The organism is Butyricimonas faecihominis (assembly GCF_033096445.1).
Classification (GTDB): Bacteria; Bacteroidota; Bacteroidia; order Bacteroidales; family Marinifilaceae; genus Butyricimonas; species Butyricimonas faecihominis.
The window spans coordinates 4498174-4521660 of sequence record NZ_AP028155.1 but is presented as its reverse complement, the minus strand read 5'-3'; the positions used below and the strand labels follow the sequence as shown (position 1 = coordinate 4521660).

At 45.2% G+C, this 23487-nt stretch carries 19 protein-coding genes; 7 read left to right on the top strand and 12 right to left on the bottom strand.

Annotation, left to right across the window (positions count from 1 at the left end; all coding sequences use genetic code 11):
• Nucleotides 1–8: 8 nt before the first annotated feature.
• On the bottom strand, nucleotides 9–1028 hold the full coding sequence (locus R8806_RS18730) for an electron transfer flavoprotein subunit alpha/FixB family protein (RefSeq protein ID WP_124316075.1): 1020 nt from the start codon (nucleotides 1026–1028) through the stop codon (nucleotides 9–11).
• 99 nt (nucleotides 1029–1127) lie between these two features.
• On the bottom strand, nucleotides 1128–2000 hold the full coding sequence (locus tag R8806_RS18725) for an electron transfer flavoprotein subunit beta/FixA family protein (RefSeq protein WP_124316076.1): 873 nt from the start codon (nucleotides 1998–2000) through the stop codon (nucleotides 1128–1130).
• A 342-nt stretch (nucleotides 2001–2342) separates the two neighbouring features.
• Here R8806_RS18725 and lpdA point away from each other — a divergent pair, with 342 nt between their 5' ends.
• Nucleotides 2343–3734, top strand: a complete 1392-nt coding sequence (gene lpdA / locus R8806_RS18720; RefSeq protein ID WP_124316077.1) for a dihydrolipoyl dehydrogenase — start codon at nucleotides 2343–2345, stop codon at nucleotides 3732–3734.
• A gap of 63 nt (nucleotides 3735–3797) precedes the next feature.
• Nucleotides 3798–5180: a C1 family peptidase gene (locus tag R8806_RS18715; protein ID WP_124316078.1), complete on the top strand. Its 1383-nt coding sequence runs from the start codon at nucleotides 3798–3800 to the stop codon at nucleotides 5178–5180.
• A 52-nt stretch (nucleotides 5181–5232) separates the two neighbouring features.
• Here the strand turns inward: R8806_RS18715 and R8806_RS18710 are convergent, their stop codons facing one another.
• Together R8806_RS18710 and R8806_RS18705 are read right to left on the bottom strand one after the other, a co-directional pair.
• Nucleotides 5233–6051, bottom strand: a complete 819-nt coding sequence (locus tag R8806_RS18710; protein WP_124316079.1) for a KilA-N domain-containing protein — start codon at nucleotides 6049–6051, stop codon at nucleotides 5233–5235.
• Between the two features lie 24 nt (nucleotides 6052–6075).
• Complete coding sequence (locus R8806_RS18705; protein ID WP_124316080.1) at nucleotides 6076–6756, bottom strand: hypothetical protein; 681 nt, start codon at nucleotides 6754–6756, stop codon at nucleotides 6076–6078.
• 268 nt (nucleotides 6757–7024) lie between these two features.
• Here R8806_RS18705 and R8806_RS18700 point away from each other — a divergent pair, with 268 nt between their 5' ends.
• Nucleotides 7025–7678: a hypothetical protein gene (locus tag R8806_RS18700; RefSeq protein WP_229782958.1), complete on the top strand. Its 654-nt coding sequence runs from the start codon at nucleotides 7025–7027 to the stop codon at nucleotides 7676–7678.
• Nucleotides 7679–7681: 3 nt separating this feature from the next.
• On the opposite strand, the gene R8806_RS18695 is transcribed toward R8806_RS18700, so the two are convergent.
• Nucleotides 7682–9862, bottom strand: coding sequence for a glutamine synthetase III family protein (locus R8806_RS18695; protein WP_124316081.1), 2181 nt, complete (start codon nucleotides 9860–9862; stop codon nucleotides 7682–7684).
• Between the two features lie 285 nt (nucleotides 9863–10147).
• Between R8806_RS18695 and R8806_RS18690 the strand changes: the two genes are divergently transcribed.
• The 4 genes from R8806_RS18690 to R8806_RS18675 are packed head-to-tail and all read left to right on the top strand — an operon-like array spanning nucleotide 10148 to nucleotide 14773.
• Nucleotides 10148–12439: a PAS domain-containing sensor histidine kinase gene (locus tag R8806_RS18690; RefSeq protein ID WP_124316082.1), complete on the top strand. Its 2292-nt coding sequence runs from the start codon at nucleotides 10148–10150 to the stop codon at nucleotides 12437–12439.
• 37 nt (nucleotides 12440–12476) lie between these two features.
• A complete protein-coding gene (locus tag R8806_RS18685) occupies nucleotides 12477–13346 on the top strand; it encodes a pyridoxamine kinase (protein WP_124316083.1) in 870 nt (289 codons plus the stop codon).
• Nucleotides 13347–13382: 36 nt separating this feature from the next.
• Entirely contained in the window at nucleotides 13383–14207 is an 825-nt protein-coding gene (locus R8806_RS18680) for an HAD family hydrolase (protein ID WP_124316084.1), read from the top strand.
• 2 nt (nucleotides 14208–14209) lie between these two features.
• Nucleotides 14210–14773 (top strand): AAA family ATPase, encoded by a 564-nt coding sequence (locus R8806_RS18675; protein ID WP_124316085.1) that lies wholly within the window; start codon nucleotides 14210–14212, stop codon nucleotides 14771–14773.
• A 342-nt stretch (nucleotides 14774–15115) separates the two neighbouring features.
• Here R8806_RS18675 and pyrF read toward each other — a convergent pair whose 3' ends face one another.
• From pyrF to R8806_RS18640, 7 genes are all read right to left on the bottom strand, one after another.
• Complete coding sequence (pyrF, locus tag R8806_RS18670) at nucleotides 15116–15943, bottom strand: orotidine-5'-phosphate decarboxylase (protein WP_151411520.1); 828 nt, start codon at nucleotides 15941–15943, stop codon at nucleotides 15116–15118.
• Between the two features lie 39 nt (nucleotides 15944–15982).
• Nucleotides 15983–17068, bottom strand: coding sequence for a peptide chain release factor 1 (gene prfA, locus R8806_RS18665; protein WP_027201230.1), 1086 nt, complete (start codon nucleotides 17066–17068; stop codon nucleotides 15983–15985).
• A 154-nt stretch (nucleotides 17069–17222) separates the two neighbouring features.
• Nucleotides 17223–19859, bottom strand: a complete 2637-nt coding sequence (locus R8806_RS18660) for a zinc-dependent metalloprotease (RefSeq protein ID WP_124316619.1) — start codon at nucleotides 19857–19859, stop codon at nucleotides 17223–17225.
• Nucleotides 19860–19952: 93 nt separating this feature from the next.
• The gene (locus R8806_RS18655) at nucleotides 19953–20663 is read right to left on the bottom strand and encodes a peroxiredoxin family protein (RefSeq protein ID WP_317715733.1); all 711 of its coding nucleotides are present in this window, start codon (nucleotides 20661–20663) and stop codon (nucleotides 19953–19955) included.
• Entirely contained in the window at nucleotides 20660–21067 is a 408-nt protein-coding gene (locus R8806_RS18650; RefSeq protein WP_317715731.1) for a DUF4369 domain-containing protein, read from the bottom strand. Before R8806_RS18650 ends, R8806_RS18655 begins: the two co-directional genes overlap by 4 nt.
• Before the next feature lie 50 nt (nucleotides 21068–21117).
• Nucleotides 21118–22434, bottom strand: a complete 1317-nt coding sequence (locus R8806_RS18645) for a thioredoxin family protein (RefSeq protein ID WP_124316621.1) — start codon at nucleotides 22432–22434, stop codon at nucleotides 21118–21120.
• 27 nt (nucleotides 22435–22461) lie between these two features.
• On the bottom strand, nucleotides 22462–23484 hold the full coding sequence (locus R8806_RS18640) for a hypothetical protein (protein ID WP_124316622.1): 1023 nt from the start codon (nucleotides 23482–23484) through the stop codon (nucleotides 22462–22464).
• Nucleotides 23485–23487: the final 3 nt, after the last annotated feature.

Genomic DNA, 23487 nt, shown 5'->3' with positions numbered 1-23487 from the left:
ACTCAATATTATTTGCTGTTCTTCTTATAATACTGGATCATTTTTGGGATAACCACGTTCAAGTCACCCGTGATCACGTAATCGGCAAATTTATTAATCGGAGCGTTTGCATCCGTGTTAATAGCAATTACCATAGAAGACTCTTCCATTCCGGCAGTATGCTGGATTTGTCCGGAGATACCGCAAGCAATATATAATTTAGGACGAACCGTTGTTCCTGTCTGTCCGATCTGACGTTCGTGTTCGCAGAACCCGGCATCAACAGCGGCACGAGAAGCACCTACTTCCCCACCTAAAACAGAGGCCAATTCATATAATAAGTTAAAGTTCTCTTTAGAACCGACACCGTATCCTCCGGCAACAATGATCGGTGCAGCTTTAATGTTCACTTTGGATTTCTCCATGTGGCGCTCGATCACCTTTACCACCAAGTCGGTATCATCCAAATACTCGTCCACGTTCAACTTCTTTACTTCCCCCTGATGTTGAAGATTGAAAATTTCTTTCTTCATCACACCCTCGCGAACCGTAGCCATCTGCGGACGACATTCCGGGTTCACGATCGTGGCTACGATATTTCCTCCGAATGCCGGACGAATTTGGTATAACAAATTCTCGTATTTTTTTCCACTCTTGGCATCGGTATATTCACCGATTTCAAGACTCGTACAGTCAGCCGTCAAACCGCTATGTAATGCAGAGGACACACGAGGACCTAAATCACGTCCCACACTGGTTGCTCCCATCAAAGCCACTTGCGGTTTCTCAGCGTCAAACAAACGTACCAACATTTTCGTGTGAGGTAACGTCGTGTAAGGAGCCAAGCGAGCATCGTCACCTACCCAAAGTACGTCCACCCCATAAGGGAATACTTGTTTTTCAACATCTTTCAGTCCTTCGCCCAAAGCGATAGCTTCCAGCTTCACGCCAAGTTTTGTTGCAAGGGCACGTCCTTTGGTCAATAATTCGAGACTCACGTCAGCAACCGTACCCTCTTCTATTTCGCAATATACAAATACACTGTTCATATCATTTAAAATTTTAGATTTTAGATTTTAGATTTTGTAAATTCCAATTGCCTCGTTTCAGAAGTTTTCAATTTAAAACTTACAATTTAAAATCTAAAATTACCCGATTGTATGGTTAGTTATCAACTCTTTCATCATGGCATCCAATTCGGCATCCGTGCCGGAAAGTACTTTAGCCTCTTTCGCCTGGAACACCACACTCTCGATATTCTTCACCTTGGTCGGAGATCCGCTCAAACCGAGATCTTCCGGATTACTCTGAATATCGTTCACGCTCCATTCGGTCAATTTCAAATACGGGCGTTCGTTCACCAACGCAAAATAATCCTCGTTGGCATCCTGTGCCTCTTGAGTACCCTTCGCGTTCTTGTATTTCATCACGAAACGTGCGTTTCTCGGACGACAAGGAGCGGCAGAACCGTTCACGGTCACCACGCAAGGCATCGGGCAAGTAGCCACTTCAATACCTCTTTCCAAACGACGTTTGATCGTCACGATTTTCCCGTCACAACCTTGAATTTCTTCAGCATAGGTAACCTGCGGTAAAGCCAACTTCTCAGCCACCTGCGGACCTACCTGAGCGGTATCCCCGTCAATAGCCTGACGACCGCAAATGATCAGATCATATTCCAAATTGCGTAACGCGCAAGATAAAGCGTAAGAAGTTGCCAACGTATCCGAACCGGCAAAAGCACGATCAGACAATAAATAACCTCCATCTGCACCCCGGTACATAGCCTCACGGATGATCTCGGCAGCACGGCCGGGTCCCATCGTCAGTACATGAACGGTTGTCCCTTCAATTGTATCTTTTAATCTTAAAGCTTGCTCTAAAGCATTTAAATCCTCAGGATTGAAGATGGCAGGTAAAGCTGCCCTGTTTACAGTTCCGTCTGCTTTCATCGCATCTTTCCCCACGTTTCTCGTATCGGGAACCTGCTTAGCAAGAACAACAATTTTTAGTCCTTTCATATTAATATCCAATTTTATGTTCCAAGTGACATGAAGTATTCCTTTGATCTACAACCGGAGACATGAATTCACGCTACGAAATACTCCATATACCAAATATTTTCAACACTAATAAAATTTTAAGCGTGTAAAGATACTATTTCAACTTATAAAACCAAAATTTTAACATCAACTCTTGCCCCAATGACCATATAAACCATTGAAATAAAATATATAACACACAGACATTTGCGCAAGAATCGACTTTTGGAGTGATTTTATTTTCTATTCTAAACAATTCCCCTAATTTTGTGTCCCGATGATTCAACACTAAAATTATTCACATTATTAAAAATATAAGAAATGAAATACGACTTAATCGTGATTGGTAGTGGTCCCGGAGGATACGTAGCTGCCATTCGTGCGTCTCAATTAGGAATGACCGTGGCCGTTGTAGAACGTGCCGAACTGGGAGGTATTTGCCTGAACTGGGGATGTATTCCCACGAAATCCCTGCTTAAATCCGCACAAGTGTTGGAATACGCCCATCACGCTGCAGATTACGGGGTAAAGATCGAGAATGCCGCACCCGATTTCGATGCCATCATCGCCCGTAGCCGGGGAGTTGCCGATAAGATGAGCAAAGGAATCCAGTACTTGTTCAAGAAGAATAACATCACCGTGATCGAAGGTCATGGAAAACTGACCGCAGAGAAAACCGTAGAGGTGACAAACGCTGCCGGAGAAAAGACCATTTTCGAGGCCCAACATATCGTTCTAGCCACGGGCGCCCGTTCCCGCCAGTTGCCGAATATCCCCCAGGATGGAAAACGGATTATCGGTTACCGTCAGGCCTTAACTCTTGATCACAAACCGGAATCCATGATCGTGGTAGGCTCCGGGGCAATCGGTTCCGAATTGGCATATTTCTACAATGCCATGGGTACCAAAGTATTGTTGGTTGAATTCATGCCGACCATCCTGCCGCTTGAAGACGAGGAAGTATCCAAACAAGTAGGTCGTTCTTTCAAGAAAGCCGGAATCAACGTGATGGTGAAATCTTCCGTGGAAAGCGTTGAAAGCGGAGAAGGTTTGTTGAAAGTGAACATCAAAAACAAGAAAGGCGAGATCGAAGTACACGAGGCTGAAATCGTGTTGTCTGCCGTGGGTATTGCCCCGAACGTGGAAAACATCGGTCTGGAAGAATTGAATATTGAAATGGAAAGAGGTCGTGTAAAAGTAGACGACTACTACCGCACGAACGTGGAAGGCGTTTACGCTATCGGTGACATCGTTCACGGCCCGGCATTGGCTCACGTGGCATCTGCCGAGGCTATCTGCTGCGTGGAACACATCGCGGGAGTACACACGGAACCGATCGACTATTCCAACATCCCCGGATGTACCTACACGACACCGGAAGTTGCATCTGTCGGCCTGAACGAGACAAAAGCGCTTGAAGCCGGTTATGAAATCAAGATCGGTAAATTCCCGTTCACTGCATCAGGCAAAGCGAGTGCAGCCGGGGCAAACGAAGGATTCATCAAATTAATCTTCAACGCTGCCGACAATACCTTGCTGGGGGCTCACATGGTAGGAATGAACGTGACCGAAATGATTGCTGAAATGGTACTTGCCCGCAAGGTAAAAGCTACCGCTCATGACATCATCAAAACGGTTCACCCGCACCCGACAATGAGCGAGGCCGTGATGGAGGCTGCTGCTGCCGCTTACGACGAAGTAATCCATATTTAGTTGCAGCGCAACGTTACAGGTTACAAGGTTACAGGTTTAATAAAATTCAATAATAAATAAACTATGAAGAAAATACAAGTTACATTAGTTACTTTATTACTGACCGGGGCGTCGCTATGCGCCCAAACGATCGGTGAAAAAGAACTGAATGACATCAAGGGGAGTTTCCAGAAAGACGCTTCCACGAAAGCTATTCAGAACGTGTTGACCAATGACAAAAATATCCGGGATAATGCCCTTAACCGGGAGATTCAAGGAAAAATAGACCACTATTTCAAATATCGGGTAAAAGTACAGGGTATCACGGATCAGCAAAGTTCCGGACGCTGCTGGATGTTTACCTCCATGAACGTGTTACGTCCGAGCATCATCGAGAAATACAACCTCACGGGATTCGATTTCTCTCACAACTATCTCTATTTTTGGGATATGTTCGAAAAATCCAATCTTTTCTTGGAGAATATGATTGCCACGGCCAACAAGCCGATGGACGACCGGGACGTGACCTTCATGTTCCAAGCTCCCGTGGGTGATGGCGGTGTATGGAACCTCTATTACAACTTGGGAGAAAAATACGGTGTTGTACCCAAGGAAGTCATGCCGGAAACCGCTCACTCGAACAACACGAGTGCCATGGGATCATTGATCAACGAACGTCTCCGCAAAGGGGGATACACCATCCGAGAAATGGCCGCTCAAGGCAAAAAAATCAAAGAACTGCGTGCAGAGAAAGTATCTGTTTTGAAAGATATTTATCGCATTTTGGCTCTCTGCTTAGGTGAACCGCCAACCACGTTCACTTGGAGATACAAGGACAGAAACGGGGAGATCAAGGAACTGGCAAACTACACGCCTCAACAATTCTACAAGGAGATCACACCTGCTGATTATAACCCGAAGAATTACATCATGATCATGAACGACCCGACCCGGGAATATTATAAAGTATATGATATTCAAAACTACCGGAACACGATTGAAGGTATCAACTGGGTATACTTGAACCTGCCAAACGAGGACATCAAAGAAGCCGCTATCGCATCCATCAAAGGGAACGAGGCCATGTATACCTCCAGCGACGTGGGCAAGTATTTCAACCGGGAAACCGGAATCCTTGATCCGGAAATGTACGACTACAATTCATTGATGGGCGTAGATTTCTCCATGGACAAGAAAACCCGCATCCTGACCCGCCAAAGCGGTTCCGCCCACGCCATGTCATTAGTTGCCGTGGACGTTGATGCGAACGGCAAACCCACAAAATGGGAATTCGAGAACAGTTGGGGCCCGCAAGCCGGACACAACGGTTATCTCACTTTCACCGACAAATGGTTTGACGAATACATCTTCCGGGTAGTTATTCACAAAAAATACTTGGGAGAAAAAGCATTGAAAGCATTAGATCAGAAACCGATTTTGCTGCCGATGTGGGACTATATGTTCTAAAAGAAATTCAAACAAAAAGCATAACGCCCGGAGGAATCTCCGGGCGTTACTTTTATTTTATCAGCTTCCTTCCGTCCATGTCCGCCAACACTCGCATTTGTTGGATGGCAATCCGGTTCAATTTCAACAAACGCTCTTGTTGAGCCATACCTTCCTGAATAAAAACGGCATTCAAATTTTCCATGTTCGAGAGGCAGATCAACTCATTGATCGTGGCATAATCCCGAATATTACCCTTCAAATCCGGGTGCGCCTCCCGCCATTCGAAAGCCGTCATCCCGAACATGGCCACGTTCAGTACGTCTGCCTCATTAGCATACATTTGAGAAACCCGTGCCGGAGAAAGCTCTTCCGGGATCAGATTTTGCTTAATCGCATCCGTGTGGATATGGTAGTTGATTTTTGAAAGTTCCCGTTTGGCCGACCAACCGAGTTGAGCTTGCTCCTGTTCTTTCAGACGCTGGAATTCCTTGATCAAGTATAATTCAAATTCCACGGAAACCCAACTGGCAAATTTAAACGCAATATCCCTTTGGGCGTACGTGCCTCCTCCCGCCCCATTTTTTGTGATAATACCAATAGCTCCCGTTGTTTCCACCCAACGAGACGGACTCATGGTGAAAGCATTGTTTCCCGCCTCGTTCAAAAGGGGGTCGAATTCGACCCCTTTAAAATTGAGATTATTCAATTTCTCCCACAGACCAAGATATTCCAAAGTATTCTTTACCCTCATCCAATTCTTCACCACATCTTTAGGTTCAACCGGGTTCTTCTGACGAGCAATATCTGTGATACAGATGTAGTCTATTCCATTTTCCTGTAACGTCCGGATCATCGTGTCCCGAACCTGTATAACCGCCTTTTTTACCATTTATCCAGTTTTTTAATTTTCAAGTTATCCATTGCATTTTAAACACACCGAATCAGAAGTGTCCTTCCCATCCGCCGCACGGGCAAAAACATAAACAACCAGCCCCTCCGTTTCTGCCTCTTCCGGAAAATCCATGCTCTCGTTCCAATCCTCCCCACGCGTTCCTAATCGCATCACTTTACAGGAATATGTTGCTTCGTGAAGAAGTACGCCATAAATCTCATCATCCCAAAAACAATCTATTGCCTCCACGGCCATTCCTTGATGCGAGAAATGCACCTTCCGGCTCTCGGCCTCCACCTCACAACCAACGACCGGACTGACAAGCGCACCCGCCGCCACGCGAAGTTTCGAGTAATCAATAATACCCCGGTATTCCTGAATAGCTTTCTTATAGCGGACTATTGGTTTCATGGGATTAACCTTTTCAACCGTCACGGCCGTTGTCACGTTCGCACTCGTGAACCCGTTAAAACCTTTCGGGTATTGATTCCCCGGAAATCCCAATCGAATCGCCCGAGCCATCCATCCCTTTCTACTCACCACAACAGCAAACGCCGCAGCCTGTTGCTTTTGCGACTCCGTGCTAGGTTTACGAGAAATACTCGCACCTTTACAATAATTCTTACCGTTAGCCCGCACATAGGCAACCACGTTTCCGAATTTTCCCCGCACCTGACCAATAGAGTTTACAAATTCCGCCATAATCCTTTTATTTAATTAAGACCCGCAATATACGACAATTAATTCTAAAATAAAGCTAAATAGTAGAAAAGTTGAAATAAAAATTTATCTTCAAGTTTTGAAGAATACCTAATCAATACCTTCACAAACCTTATAGGTACCTTATAGAAACATTATATGAACCTTATATATAATAAGGTTCATAAAGTATAGGTATTGTTTATTCAAAATATTATTACTACTATTGCACCAGTATTCATCAATTATTCATTTTTAAATCAGTATTGACATGGACATAACCTCTCCTCTATTTTTAGCCATACTTGCAAACGGACCGGTTAAAGCCGACGGGTATACTTATTTTTTGTACGGAGGGAAAGTCCGGAAATGCAAATCCACCCGGGGACCCAGAAAATCCAGAACAGAGGGAGAGAAGCAAACCACGGACCGATTCACGGAAGCCCGCAAAATGTGGAAAATTTACAAACGGGCTATCGGGGACTTACTAATATGGCGAATCGCGGCCCGGGAGAGAGGGGTTTCCAAGAGCGACTCTTTATTCCATTCAACCAACGGGGGATGCCTACTCCCGGGCAAAGGAGTATGGGCATTCAAAACTTTCCGTTTTTCCATGGGAACACTAGAAGCCCCCGTCATCACCGGCACGGAACGCAACGGGTGGACGGTCACCTTGAACTGGGAAAACGGTATTGATTGCCCGAAAGCAAGTTCGTCAGACCAAGTGTTCGTGGGCTATTTCTACGACACGCTACGACGTTCTCCCCGTCTACTTCGTGACATACCCGCTCGCAGGGGCGACGAAAGCGTAACCATAGAAATCCCCTCCGGGGATCAATCGGAAGGGACACCACTACATCTTTATTTATTTTTTGGAGATAGCGAACTCGCCCGATTTTCACCCAGCGAGTACGCTCAAGTATAAAATCTACCGGGAGAACAACAGTTCCCGGTATTTCGGCAACGGCCAGATCTCGTCGTCCACGAGTAATTCCAGCTTATCCACGTGATAACGGATCTTCTCCAGATAGGGGCGAACCTTTTCCGTGTATTCCTCGGCCCGTGCCACTTCGTCGGCAATCGCGTTGGCTTGTTTGCGAGCTTCCGTCATATCAGACACCATCGTCTGGATCTCCCGGATATGATAGGAAATCGTGCGGATGGCCTCGATTTGCACGTCAGCCACGGATTCATAATCCGGCAAGATATTCTTCAGCGCTGTCACGTTCGTCAACAGAGTATTCTGGTAAGTGATCGCGGTCGGGATAATATGATTCAACACGAGATCACCCAAAACACGAGATTCTATCTGCAATTTCTTCAAATAAATTTCATTCTTGATCTCGAAACGCGCTTCTAGCTCCCGTTCACTCAATATCCCGTTGTCCACGAACAACCGCTTAGCCTTCTCCGAGCAATAAGCCTTTAAAGCCGGGATACAATCCACCACCGTGGACAATCCCCGACGGGCGGCTTCTTCCCTCCATTCCTTGCTGTAACCGTTCCCCTCGAAACGTACGGGTTTGGACTCGATAATGTATTTACGTAATATCTGGAAAATTGCCTCGTCTTTCTTAACGCCTTTCTCGATTAAAGCATCCGTTTCCCTTTTAAAAGCAATCAACTGCTCGGCAACAGCAGCATTCAACGCGATCATCGGTCCCCCGCAATTGGCTGACGACCCCACCGCACGAAATTCAAAACGATTCCCGGTGAACGCGAAAGGCGACGTACGGTTACGGTCCGTGTTATCCAACATGATCTCCGGAATTTTACCCACGTTCAATTTCAACTCGGTCTTCTCGTCCGGACTCATCTTTCGGTCGCTCACCTTCTCCACCAACTCGTCGAGCATTCCCGACAAGTAATTCCCCAAGAACACGGACATAATCACCGGTGGCGCCTCGTCTCCTCCCAGCCGGGCCTCGTTTCCTTGCGACACGATCGATGCTTTCAGCAAATCACCATGTTCATACACGGCCTTGATTGTTGATACCAGAAAGATCAAGAACTGCATGTTCGATTTCGGGTTCTTACCCGGTGACAATAGGTTCACTCCCGTGTTCGTCAACAACGACCAGTTATTGTGTTTTCCCGAACCGTTCACCCCCTTGTAGGGTTTCTCGTGCAACAGCACCCGGAAATTATGACGACGAGCCACTTTCTTCATGGTGGACATCAACAACTGGTTATGATCGACAGCCAGATTCGCCTCTTCAAAAATCGGGGCGCACTCGAACTGATTCGGGGCCACCTCGTTATGGCGGGTCTTGATCGGGATTCCCAAGCAATGGCACTCGTATTCCAGCTCTTCCATGAAAGCCGTAACCCGTGCCGGGATCGAGCCGAAATATTGATCCTCCAGCTGTTGATCCTTCGCGGAAGAATGCCCCATGAGCGTGCGACCACATAATTTCAGGTCAGGACGGGCATTATACAGGGCCTCATCCACCAGAAAATATTCCTGCTCCCATCCCAGCGTGGCTATCACTCGCTGCACGTCTTTATCGAAATACTGGCAAATATCCACCGCTGCCCGGTCGATCATGGCCAATGATTTCAACATCGGTGTCTTAAAATCAAGCGCTTCTCCCGTGTAAGCCACGAATATCGTGGGAATACACAACGTGCGATTGTTAATAAAAGCCGGGGAAGCCGGGTCCCAAGCCGTGTAACCGCGAGCCTCGAACGTGTTACGAATTCCCCCGTTCGGGAAACTGGATGCATCGGGTTCTTGCTGGACAAGTAGTCGCCCGTCAAACGATTCGATCACGTCACCATCCGGCAACAAATCAATAAAAGAATCATGTTTCTCTGCCGTGGCACCGTTCAAGGGATGAAACCAGTGCGTGTAGTGAGTAACGCCCCGCTCAACGGCCCAAGCTTTCATCGCGGCGGCCACCTGATCGGCTAAACCGCGATCAATCGCCAATCCTTCTGACATGGCTTTTTCCAACTTTTTGTAAGCCTCGATGGAAAGATAGTGGCGCATTTTGTCCATTGAAAACACGTTTTCTCCAAACACGACAGAACACCTAGGACGTTCCCCGCACTCCACGGGTTTACGACGGGCAATCTCTTGTAAAGCTAAGAATCTAAATTTCGCCATAAATTTGCATTTTTAGAATTGTACCCTATATTTTCAGGGGTCAAATATATAAAATATTATTTATTTTGAGCAAACACCCCTATATTTTATAACACAATTCTCAAAATTTATATTATTATCAAGACATACCCCCTAAAAAAACACACCCCGCTTATTTATATTCCCTTTATAATATCCGCATCCATAAAAATAAACAATCATCTGAATGACTACATAAACAAAAAAAACGTACATTTGAAAAATATCTCGACACAGGGGATAAAGGCACACAAAATAGCATTATTTATGTCAGAATATTTTTCAACTTCCGGTACAAAGCTTTCGGCGGAAATGCAAGAGGCTATACTAGCCGCAACCCCGAACATGATGGTCATCTTTGATGACTCGTATCATCTGGTTGGCTTGCACAACCCCATTCTCGAACATATTCCTTATCCCCCGGAAGAGATGGTCGGCAAAACATTGGAAGAACTCATCGAAGAACCGGAAAGCCGAAACCACTTTCACGAACAACTGCAAAAGACGAGAGAGGGAAAAACTCCCCGATATTTTGACATCTATCTCCCGGTTAAAAATACGAAGTACTTTTTTGATGTTCACACGGCCCTCCTTCCGAATAATCAAGTAATCGCGTTCATGCGAGACATCACCGATTACACGTTGAGAAAAACAGAGACAGAAAAATTACAGCTCTTTTTAAGCCGAGTACTTGAAAGCATCGAGTTTCCCATTTCAATCAAAGACATGAACACGGAACGTTATATATTCTGGAGTGAACGATCAAGCATATTCGGGCGCACGGCCGAAGAGATGATCGGGAACACGGAAGAACGGTTCACGACCAAAGAACAAGCTCGAAAGATGCAAGAATTCGACCGGAAACTTGCCGCGGAAAAAGCATCTTACCAAGGGGCCGAAAAATTCATCCTCGCCGACGGTCAAGAACACACGTTGCTAATCACCAAGCACCTATTCACGGAAGATAACATGAACTGGCTCGTGTGTACTTCACTGGACATAAGTAATATGCAAAAACAACAGGAAGAAATCAAATCCCTTACCCAAAAATTGATTCTCGCCCTGAATATCACGAAACATGCCCTCTGGATGTACGACATCGAAGAGCAAGTGTTTGTAACCAACTCCCTGCAATTAAAAGGTATTTACAGGGAAACCCTTGAATGGGACTTGAAAATACCCATGATCAAATTTTATAACGCCATTCATCCGGATGACCGAGAACGTGTGGCGAAAGAATTCAACAATCTTATCCGCGGGAAAGTGTACCGGATAAGATTCACCTTCCGGGCCGATTTCAGACACTGCGGAAATTATAAATGGGTCGAGATTAACGCCTTGCAGGAAGAGGACGGAACACACAAAAACACCAATCGTCTAATAGGAACCTCCTGCTCCATCGACGATTACAAGAGACTGGAAACCTCGTTGAGAGATGCCAAGGAAGAACTGGAAATCACAAATTCCTCGCTTTCCTCAGTCCTCAGCCTAGCCCATGTTCTCCCGTGGGATTGCGATGTCCCGTCGCTAACCTTTTCCTGTGATTACGACATCTATCATCATGAAGATGCTCTTTTCGCCATTGACGGTAAATATTACTGTAAAGTCGAAAAGTACATCAATTCTATACATCCTAACTACCGGGAACATATGCGTGACGTGTTCAATGAACTCTTGTCAGGCAAACGCAAGGAATTTCACGAGGAGTACCTCGTGCATTGGTACAATGACCGGGAATACGAGTGGATCAACAAGCAAGGAACCGTTTATGAATATGACAGCGCGGGCAAACCGAAAACCATTATCGGGTCAAGTATCGTGATCACGGAACGCAAACAAATGGAACAAAAGCTATTACACGCCAAGGAACAGGCAGAGGAAAGCAACCGTCTGAAATCCGCATTCTTGGCAAACATGAGCCATGAAATCCGGACTCCACTCAACTCGATCGTGGGCTTTTCCGAGATACTCGCCATAACCGAAAATGAAGCGGAAAGACTGGAGTACATCAAGATTATTAAAAACAACAATAACCTGTTGCTACAATTGATCAACGATATTCTTGATCTTTCTAAAATTGAAGCGGGAACACTGGAATTCGTGTACTCGGAAGTAGATATTAATAATCTCATCGAAGAAATTGCTCAAGCCACCCAACTTAAAATGATGAATCCCGATGTCACGTTCAGCGTGAAAGAACGTTTACCGCGATGTATCATCAAAACGGAACGTAACCGCGTGTCCCAAGTCATAAACAACTTCATCACGAATGCCATCAAATTTACCCACCGGGGAAGTATCAAACTCGGTTACAAGCTATCGTCACCCGACACGCTCTATTTTTACGTGTCCGACACGGGTTGCGGCATCGCCCCCGACAAAAGAGAAAAGGTGTTCGATCGCTTTATCAAACTGAACAACTTCGCTCAAGGGACAGGACTTGGATTAGCCATCAGTGAAATGATTATCACGAAATTAGGCGGTGAAATAGGCGTCGAATCTGAAGAAGGCCAAGGTTCCACGTTCTGGTTTACCTTGCCGTATGTTCCACTGAAATAAATTTATTACCTTTGGGGGATAAAGAAAACGATTAATCATGAAGAAAATTGCCGCCATTCACGACCTGTCTGGCTACGGAAGGGCTTCATTAACCGTGGCCATCCCCATACTGACACACATGGGATTCCAAGTTTGCCCCCTTCCCACCGCCATACTCTCCGCTCATAGCGAATACAAGGATTTCCGCTCGTTGGACCTGACCGATTACATGGAAAGTTTCATCTCTCACTGGAAAGAGCTGCAACTCCAGTTTGACGCCATTTACACGGGGTACTTGGCTTCCGTGAAACAAATGGGCATCGTCAGTGATTTCTTCGAACATTTCAAGAATGACCAAAATTTCATTCTCGTCGATCCCGTACTAGGAGACCACGGGGAATTATATTCCAGCATGACACCCGACATGGTGGAAGGGATGCGTAAACTATGTTCCCAAGCAAAGGTGATCACCCCGAACTTGACGGAAGCCGCCTTTTTGCTAGGCTACAACCCGCGGCAGGAAATCTCCGTGGAAACCGCGATACAATGGAGCAAACAGCTGAGCGAACTCGGCCCGGAACACGTGATTATCACCTCCGCCCCCGGAAGCAACGCAGAGAACGTGGCCACGCTCGCTTACAACCGATTGGATCAACGAACTTGGCGAGTGTTGTGTGATTATATCCCGGCCTCGTATCCCGGCACGGGCGATGCCTTCGCCAGCGTGATCACCGGCTGTATGCTCAACGGAGACAGTCTCCCGGAAGCCCTCGACCGGGCCGTACACTTTATCAATATGGGAATTAAAGCCACCTTCGGTTACGCTCACAATCCTCTTGACGGCATGAACCAAGAAAAAGTACTCCACTACCTCAACGAACCATTACCTTATTACAAGTATGAACTCGTTGAGACAATTGAAAATTGAAAATGGAGAATTGAAAATAATATTTAAACTTATTACATGATTAAAGCTATCATTATTGATCTGGATGGAACCACACTTCCTCGTAACTGGCACCAGATAAGCGAGGAGAACCGGGTTGCACTGGAAGAGGCGGGCCAACAAGGCGTGGTTCGCATCCTCGCCACGGGACGTTCCGTGTTCTCTCTCAACAACACGCTACCCGAAGGCCTTCCGGTGGATTACATGGTATTTTCTTCCGGGGCCGGCATCATGCGCTGGGATAACAAAGAGATTCTTCTCACCCGGGAATTATCGGCCGAAGAAACACTGGACATCGCTACCCACCTCTGGAAATACGATATAAATTTTACCATACAGCAAAGAATTCCCGACAACCATCATTTTTATTACCGAAATATCTCCTCTCTTCACGAAGATTTTCGACGTCGTATCGAGAATTATCCCGGCTTGGGAACTCCCATCTCTTCAACCGACGAGATACAAGGCGGGGCCACTCAATTTCTTGTTATCCTAGACGCACAACAACTTCAACTTCACGGGGACATTCAACAAAAATTATCAACCTATTCCGTGATCCGTTCCACGTCCCCCATCGACAACCAAGCCATCTGGACCGAAGTTTTCGCTCCCGATGTCAATAAAGGTACGTCTTGCCAGCTACTCCTTGATCAGCTAGGTATTCATTACGATGAATGTGCCGGACTCGGGAATGATTATAACGATCTTGATTTTCTCAAACGTTGCGGTCACCCGTTCATCGTGTCCAATGCCCCGAAACCACTACGGGATCAATTCGATAACATGCCCGCGGACGAAGATAACGGACTTGCCGTTTTCATCCGGCACGCTCTAAACTTGTAAACATGATTTATAAACCGAACTTCTTTGTCATCACCGGGGGACCCGGTGTTGGCAAAACGACCTTACTAGAGGCATTGGCCAAACAAGGTTTTCCGTATGTTCCCGAAGTAGCACGGGAGATTATCCGGGAACAAGTCGCCCGAAACGGGAACGCCCTCCCTTGGGCAAATATACCCGCTTACACCCACCTCATGCTTTCCCGCTCCGTGGAATCCTTCGAACAGCACCAAAAACAGGAATCTGTTCTTTTCTTCGACCGGGGTATCCCCGACACCCTCGCTTACGTACACCTCACCCATCAATCCCCATCTCCCGAACTCCAACATACCGTTCAAGATTTCCGCTACAATCCGCAGGTATTCATCCTTCCCCCCTGGCCTGAAATCTACGAAACCGATTCAGAACGCAAACAAACCTACCAAGAAGCCGTCGAAACCTACGATGTTATGCTCGTCACCTACCAACAACTAGACTACATTCCTATAATCGTCCCTAAAGGTACTCCGGAAGAGCGTGCAGAATTTGTTATCAGCGTACTAAAAAAGCATACCACCAATCGTCCATGATGATCTCGTCAACGGGAAAAACGAAAGATGGTATTAACCGAAATAATTACTCTGTATCAACAACATCCGTTCTATAAATATTTACAATCGGACGAGGACAATTTCAGTTGACTACAAATTGTAGTCAACTCATGACCTTTCTTTTCGAGACGAGTTTTTAATACATTCCTGTGTTTCCTTGGATTAGACCTATCTGTTAACACCTTAATTATAGAAAATATTTTCTACAAATTACCACCTATTTTAGCAAGCATTCTACAATAATAAAATTACCCTTTTTATAAATCAAAAAGGTGTGTCGCCAAGCAACACACCTCCTACATATAGTTCAATCTCTTTCTCTTAAATCACCCCTTTGGCAGCAAGCAATTCTGCCATCTGTTGTTGCAACTTCACGGCCTCTTCTCTCGCTCTCACGGCAAAATTTTCGGTCTTATCCGCAAAGATAATCCCGCGAGAAGAGTTCACGATTAACCCGCAATGGGAGTTCATACCGTATTTTGCGACCTCTTCCAAACTACCGCCTTGCGCTCCCACTCCCGGAACCAACAAGAAATGATTCGGAACGATTTCACGGATACCGCTTAACATTTCTGCTTTCGTGGCCCCAACGACATACATCATATTCTGGTCATTTCCCCACTCTTGAGATTTACGCAAAACCCGTTCATACAATTTCACGCCATTCTCCTCAAAGAATTGGAAATCAAAAGCGCCTTTATTAGAAGTCAAAGCTAATAGAATCACCCATTTCCCCTCGTATTTTAGGAACGGGGTCACAGAATCCTCTCCCATATAAGGAGCCACCGTGATAGAATCAAATTCCATCGTCTCCAAGAAAGCACGAGCGTACATCTCGGATGTATTTCCAATGTCCCCGCGTTTAGCATCGGCAATCAAGAAGATCTCGGGATATTTTGATTTGATGTATTTCACCGTTTTTTCCAACGTAATCCACCCGGAAACCCCGTTACTCTCGTAAAATGCGATATTAGGTTTATAGGCAATTGCCACATCTGCCGTTGCATCCACGATAGCTTTATTAAACTCGTACACGGGGTCCTCCGCTCCCATCAGGTGTTGAGGTAATTTCTTTATATCTGAATCCAAGCCCACGCAAAGGAAGGACTTTTTCTTTTTTACCTGTTCAAATAACTCGTTATAAGTCATACCTTCTAACTTTTATCTTTTAGTTTTTAACTTTTATCTTTAAAATCCGCTTTCCTTCAATTTTTCCGTGTTCTCCTCGATCTGCAATTTCTCGATAATTTCGCCCAACTCGCCATCCATAACGGCAGCCAAGTTATAAAGCGTCAGATTGATACGATGATCCGTCACACGTCCTTGCGGATAATTGTAAGTACGAATCTTGGCGGAACGATCACCCGTGGAAACCATTGTTTTCCGTTTTGTAGCTATCTCGTCTAAATATTTCTGATGCTCGATCGCGTAAATACGAGAGCGCAACTCGGTCATTGCTTTCGCCAAGTTCTTCAACTGCGACTTCTCGTCCTGACAAGTCACCACGATACCCGTGGGAATATGCGTCAAACGGATAGCGGAATACGTCGTGTTCACGGACTGCCCCCCGGGACCGGAAGAACAGTAAGTATCTTTCCGAATATCTGCTGGATTCAACACCACATCCACTTCTTCTGCCTCCGGCAGTACAGCCACCGTGGCCGCAGAGGTATGAACCCGTCCTTGAGTCTCTGTTGCCGGAACACGCTGTACGCGGTGTACTCCCGACTCGTATTTCATAATCCCGTAAACACCGTCACCCGTGATGTTCGCCACAATTTCCTTGTATCCCCCGGAAGTTCCTTCACTGTAATTGGTTATTTCTATTTTCCAACGTTTGGACTCGCAAAATTTCGTATACATACGGAACAAATCCCCCGCGAAAAGACTGGCCTCGTCACCCCCGGTTCCAGCACGAATTTCAAGAATCACGTTCTTTGAATCCTCCGGATCAGCTGGTACCAACAACATTTTCACCTTCGACTCCAATTCGGGAATCTTGGCATCCAGCTCCTCGATCTCCATCTCGGCCATCTCTTTCAGTTCCTTATCGGTCTCCGTGTTTAATATTTCCTGTGCCTCATCATAAGAACTCACCGCACGTTTCAACTCGTCTCCCGCCTCCACGATCTGTTCCAGATCACGATACTCTTTATTCAACTTCACAAAACGATTCATGTCCTGTATCACCTCCGGGTCGGTTATCAACTGCCCGATCTCACGGAAACGAATATAAAATGTCTCTAATTTCTCTAATAGGGAATTGTCGCTCATATATATATCTAAATTATAATCGAACGCGAATTTAATAAATTATTAATAGCTTTCAAAAGGATTCTATTCCACATGACAAGGGGCAGCTCGATAAACGAACTGCCCCGGATCAATTTCAGACGTCATACTCTGAACACAAACTAGAAAACATACACTATAGTTTGTCCTTCAACGCATTGTTTAATTTGATAAGAAGAGCCTGATAATGTACTTTCGCGTTTCCGGACATTCCTCCTATTTTACTTCTTAATAAATTCCGGGATTTCACGGCCATATCCTGCAAATAGGCCTTGGAATCGTCAATTGCCGTCGTGGCAACCGTTCTCTGCCAACCGTAACCGGGAGTTCCGAACTGATCGGCCACCATATTTGAGGCCACGTATCCCCGGCCATATTCTTCATCAACCGCACGGAACTGGTCGGCAAAACGACTGATCAAACCACTCTCATCCAACCCGTAAGCCACGATCTCGTCAACAGAAGGTACAAAACCAAAAGGAGAGGCGCTTTTCTTGGTACCGCCATCATTCAATGATGCACAGACCATATCCACCATCGTATTTTGCAAAATCTTGTCTCCCTCTGTCAATGCCTTCCCTTGTAACAAGTTACTCCACGTACCATTATAAAGATCCGTCATAAACTCATTAATCGAGTAAGGAGAGGATGCCACGTGAGAAGAAAGAATCACGTTACCGATCAATCCCTGAATATCCCCGGCCACTCGACTCCGAACGATTGCACTCCCGTCAACACTTAACGGGAAGTGAGCCTTCAATTCCGCATTATTCAACCAATCCATGGATTTAAACTGTTTCAACACCCACGCCATAGATGCTTTCTGACGAGCTTTCGGCACAGCCTCATAACGCTTACCCGGAGTACCTTCTTTCACTTCTGTCAGATAGATTCCCCCGATATTATACATCACGTTCTTCAGATAACGATAATATTGTGTCATAATCTGACCATACAGGGCCTGACGGTGAGAATAATCCGGATCGTCTTTAATCCATCCTTGCAAATTGGAAAGAATATACTTCAGATTCTTCACACCATACTCGCTGGCTTTCATCGGGTCATCACCCAAGTCTTCCTCGATAGCACTCGGGTCATAACGGCTTTGTATCTGTTGGCGACCATAACGATAAATCGGGTCTCCCGCATGTTCGTCCACCCATTGTTCCACGATAGGTTGTTCCTCCCACTCGTCTCTCGTTCCGGGAATATATTGATAATTCCATTTAATCAAGAACTCGTCATAAACACCCAAATTCGGGGGAGTCAATTTCACGCCCTTATCCCCGGGTTGCGCCACGTAATTGAAACGAGCGTAATCCATGATACAAGGTGTCGTCCCGTATTTTTGAGTAAACGATGCAGAACGCAACGAATCAACCGGGAAAGCTGCCGAAGAGGCCATGTTGTGCATGAATCCCAAGCAATGACCTACTTCGTGTGCCACCACGTAGATCAAAGAGGCTTTCACCACGTCATCCGGCAATTTCTTGCCTCTCACGGAAGGATCAAGTTGGGCGGTCTGCACGAAACGCCAGTTGTTGATCAACTGGATGATATTACCGTAAACCAACACAGACGCATTAATAATCTCACCCGTCGTCGGGTCTGTCCAAGAGGGTCCCATTGCATTAGCCGTGGAATTAGCCACGTAACGAATACAGGAATACTTCAAGTTATCCGGGTCAAAATCGGGATCATCCTTCGGGAAATCCTTCGCAACCATCACGTTTTTAAAACCGATTTTCTCGAAAGCGGCGTTCCAGGTAGTCACCGCCTGACGAATCGGTTCTTTCCACAATTCTGGGAAAGCGTCATCCACGTAGAACACAATCTGTTTCACGGGCTCCACCAGCTCGCCCCGTTTGTAAGCCTCCACGTCCTTCGGTTCCAATCTCCAGCGATGAGCCACGGAATAATTCCCGATTTCATCCTCCTTCGTGATAGAAAGACGGGTTTTCGTACTGTTGAAAATCCCCACGCGGGAATCCGAGATTCGGGGAATCATCTTATCTTCCGGCAAAAGCAAGATCGAACGAGTCACCGTGGCCGTGAAAGGATAATCATCCATCAATTTCATCATACCCATCACGCTCAACGACACCCCGTAAGACATCACCGTCTTCACGCTCAGGTTATCATCGAAAGCCTTGATCTCGTCCAAATAAGATGCCTCTTTTTTAAAAGAAGAAGAGATTTTCACCATTCCCCCCATCATGGCATCCGCAAAAAAACTCAAATCTTTCACGTTCGTAGTGAACAATGTGGTCATGTCAATCACCACGGCCGTACTGTCCGGGTTATACGCCTTGACGTCATAGGCATACAAGATCGGGTCACCATACACGTTATTCATCGCCTTCTGCAAATTATCGGTCGTCACGCCCGTTGACACGTAACGCAGGAAAATAGAACTGTCCCGTTTCGTGAATTTCAGATGCAAGGGATTATTCGCCTTGTAACCGATGTCACAAAATTCCGGAGAAGTCACGTTCGTCACGGTTGACGCCAGTAATATCTCACGCTCCATATACTTCAAGGGTATCTCGAAATACAATTTACTGCCTACTTTATGCAACGTGATAAAATCACTTTTTGAAGTCTCCACGTTCTTCCCCTTCAATAACTTCTCGTAAGGACTTACTTTCTTGGGAGCCGGCAGGGTTGCCGTGGCGGTCCCTTTTTTCTTTTTCTTCTTACTCGCCGCGTACAGGTCTGACGACAACGGCATGACAATAATCATTGCCAACAATACAATCATCCATTTTTTCATACATACTGTTTTAAATAATTCGTGTTTCATAAAACACCTTTTTCTTGTTATAGACTAAAAAAGTCAAAACGGTTGACAAGAAGAGTCTCTTTTTCAATTAAAAAAAGACGCCACTTTTTCCTTCAATGCCTCACCTCTCAAGTCCATGGCCACGATCCGACCTTCTTTATCCAACAAATACATTTTCGGAATTCCCGTCACGTTGTAAATCTTCGCCACCGGACATTCCCATCCCTTTAAAGAAGAGACGTGTATCCAAGGTAGGTCGTGCTTTTCAATGGCATTCACCCACGCATCTTTCTTGTCGTCCAACGACACACCATATATCTCGAACCCTTTGTCCTTATATTGCTCATAAACCGCTTTCACATTCGGCACCTCTGCCAAACACGGCCCACACCAAGATGCCCAGAAATCCAGTAACACGTACTTGCCTCTCAATGAAGATAGCTTAACATACTTTCCATCCGGGGCCATCAAATCAATATCGGGAGCAATGCCACCTACGTTGATCGAGCGTAAGCTTGTCATTTTTTCCTTGAGCAACTGTCCCGGATAGGAGGCTTTCACGTCCGGGGTCAGATTGTTATAATAGCGCTCCACGTCTTCAAAAGGATATTCCCTAGCAATGAAGTCCCCGATCACATACGTGATCGCCAAGCTATTACTGTTCGAATCCACGAAGTTTTTGATCCTTTCATCAATCGCTTTTTTCATCATCTCCACCGCTTTATACGTGGAATCCAGTTTCACAGAATCATCTTTTACCTGTACCATCGCAAACATACCGGCCAATCCCATCATGCTTTTTCCCAAAGAAAATCCCGGGCCGTACGGAAAATTTCCTGTTCATGACTTCCCTTGATGGTTACCTTGTAAGCATCAATCTTCTCCCCATTTTTATTCGTCATCTGTGTTGCAACCACCCCGATCGGTTCCCCGTCCAATAAAACCTCTTGTTCATCCTTTCCAAGTGCCAGTATATGTTTATCCACTTGCGGGATGGCCCCCGTCATCTGAAACTGATTATCTTTCACGATAGCAGAATCCATGATCTGAAACTGCTTCTCCCCGAGTTCTTTTTTCAAATACACGACCTTTCCACTCCCGTTCTCCCATGTTCCCGAAATCGTGTAAGTCTTTTCCCGGTTACATCCCATAACTAACAAAAGCACGGCACATAACCCATAACACACATTTTTCATCATACTTCCATTTTTATAATACGACATCATTATCATTCTTCGTACGAAACATATCACTTCATGCCGACTTTAGCATGGAACTCATTCATTCTCCGGAGATATTCTGCATCAACCTCGGCCTGCATCTTCTCATCTTTAAACGTCTCTTTTATATCCGCAACTCGCAACTTGTAACGTTCCTCATATTTCTTCGCATACTCTTCACTCTTTTTCTTATCCCCCAAACGATAGTACCCGATAGCCAAAATATCATAATCGTTTTCCGTGAAAAGAGTCACTTTACCATTACTTCTCTCGTCCGCAACCTCCTGTTTCTTTTGTACAAGCGCCAGATATTTCCGGATAATCTCTTTCTGCGTTTTAGCATCAGCATATTCAATCATATACTTGTACATGGCCGGACGGAAAACATACTCGTCTCTCGTGGCCAGCAATACCTTATCCGCATCAAGGATCGCATCAAGAACCAGAATATCCCCTTCCATCCGTACATCATTAATGGCAAGCTTAGCATACATTTCACTGAAACCTCTCACCGCGGACCCCTGCAACAACTTTTTCAACTTTTCTTCTTTCGCCTTCATCAAGGCCAACGTGTCAGCATTCGTGTTCGCAAGCGTCACGTTCACGATCTCCCGTACGGCATCCGACATTGCCCTTTGCAAGCGTGATTCTATATCATAGCGATTCATCTTGAGCCGGTACTGATACTTGTCCAAGTTCTTGACAACATACTCATACCGTGTTGAATAAGCATCATCCATGTAAGGCAGATACATTTCAAACAACTCTTTACTCATCAATGAATCCAACGGCATGGACTCAATATACTCCCTCACCACTTTTTCTTTCATCTCTTGATCGTACGCCACGTCAAGAGCCTTACAATAATTTTTTATCAACTCCAACGAACGTTCTCCCGCATCATACCGTTTCTGGAATACAGCCAACGTCTTCCCGTCCAATCCATCCTGCAAAGCCGCAATAAGAGCATCCGGTTCCGTGTACCCGACCACCTTATGAACGATACTTTCATCAGCAGGATTAATCACCAACATCGTCGGGAATCCCGGTATGTTATTCTTGTACTTTTTGTACAGCATGATTCCCTCCCCTTTTTCCATATCATACTTACAGCACACGAAATGAGAATTCAAGAATTCCCCAACTTTCGGTTGCGGAAATACATTCTGTGCTAATCCCTTACACGGTCCACACCAAGAGGTATAACAATCCATAAAAATCATCCGATTCTCCTTTACAGCCTTCGACTTCACGGCATCCCACGATTCATTTTCCATAAAGACTGTCTGAGAGTACGTGAGGCCTGTTATAAACAGGCTCACGCATAAAATAAATAGTTTTTTCACGTTTATACAATTTATCAAATTAATTCATCATTTTTCTCCTAATTCTGGAATATCCCAATTCAAGTGTTTCTTACAATATTCCTTAACTAATCTTTCATTCACCAGAACATTATCACTTTGTGAACGGATTTCGGCTTTTTCTTCCGCCGATGCGTACATAATATACCCCACGTAAGCAGCAAAGGCATCCAGACAACTCGATTTACCATACCACTTGTAAATCATTGCATAAAACCCTGTTCCATTCTCTTCGTCATCATAACCATCCATTAAGGTCGCAGAAGAAATTGGTCCCGGACTCACAAGACCATCTGTATAAGGACCTTGATACTTACCTAAATAATCATTATAAGCCCAACCATCTTCATGATCACCAACAAGATAATCATAATAGAAATAAGCAAAAGCATCCCATGCATCACTATTTTTATCTTCAAAAGCATCAGGATTCGGTAAATTTTTCAATGCTTCATAAAAAATCAATGCCGTCCATTCACGTTTTAAAGTTTCTTTATCTGTTTTATCAAATTCAGGACCAACAGGGGCTAAAAGCAAATAACGGCTACCGTTCCACCCATAAGCGGACTCCTCAAATTCCTCTTCTATACCGGGATAATCTTCTTTTGAAGTATAATCCAGACCATCCTCCAACTCACAAGAATGGAACACTCGTCCTTCAAAAGCAATATATAATCCTAAATATTCATCAAGAATGCTAACAGGCATATTTATCATCACTTCATTCTCCAAGAAATCCAGAGCCTTAACGATGTATTCGGCATTAGCCTCCTCGTATTCATAATCAAGAGCACTTGATGTCCAGTTCTCACTTCCGGTCCACGTATAAAACAAATCATTAGCAGAAACATTATATTGACACCATATCCCATATTTATCAAAAAACTCTTTCATCCGCTTCCCATAAACTGTCGATTCATCAAATGAAGGTTTATCGGGAAGCAAAACATCAAAATTCGAATCATCACTACGATCACAGGCCATGGCCGTCACCATAATGCATAGCACTAATATATATTTAAATGTTTTCATCTC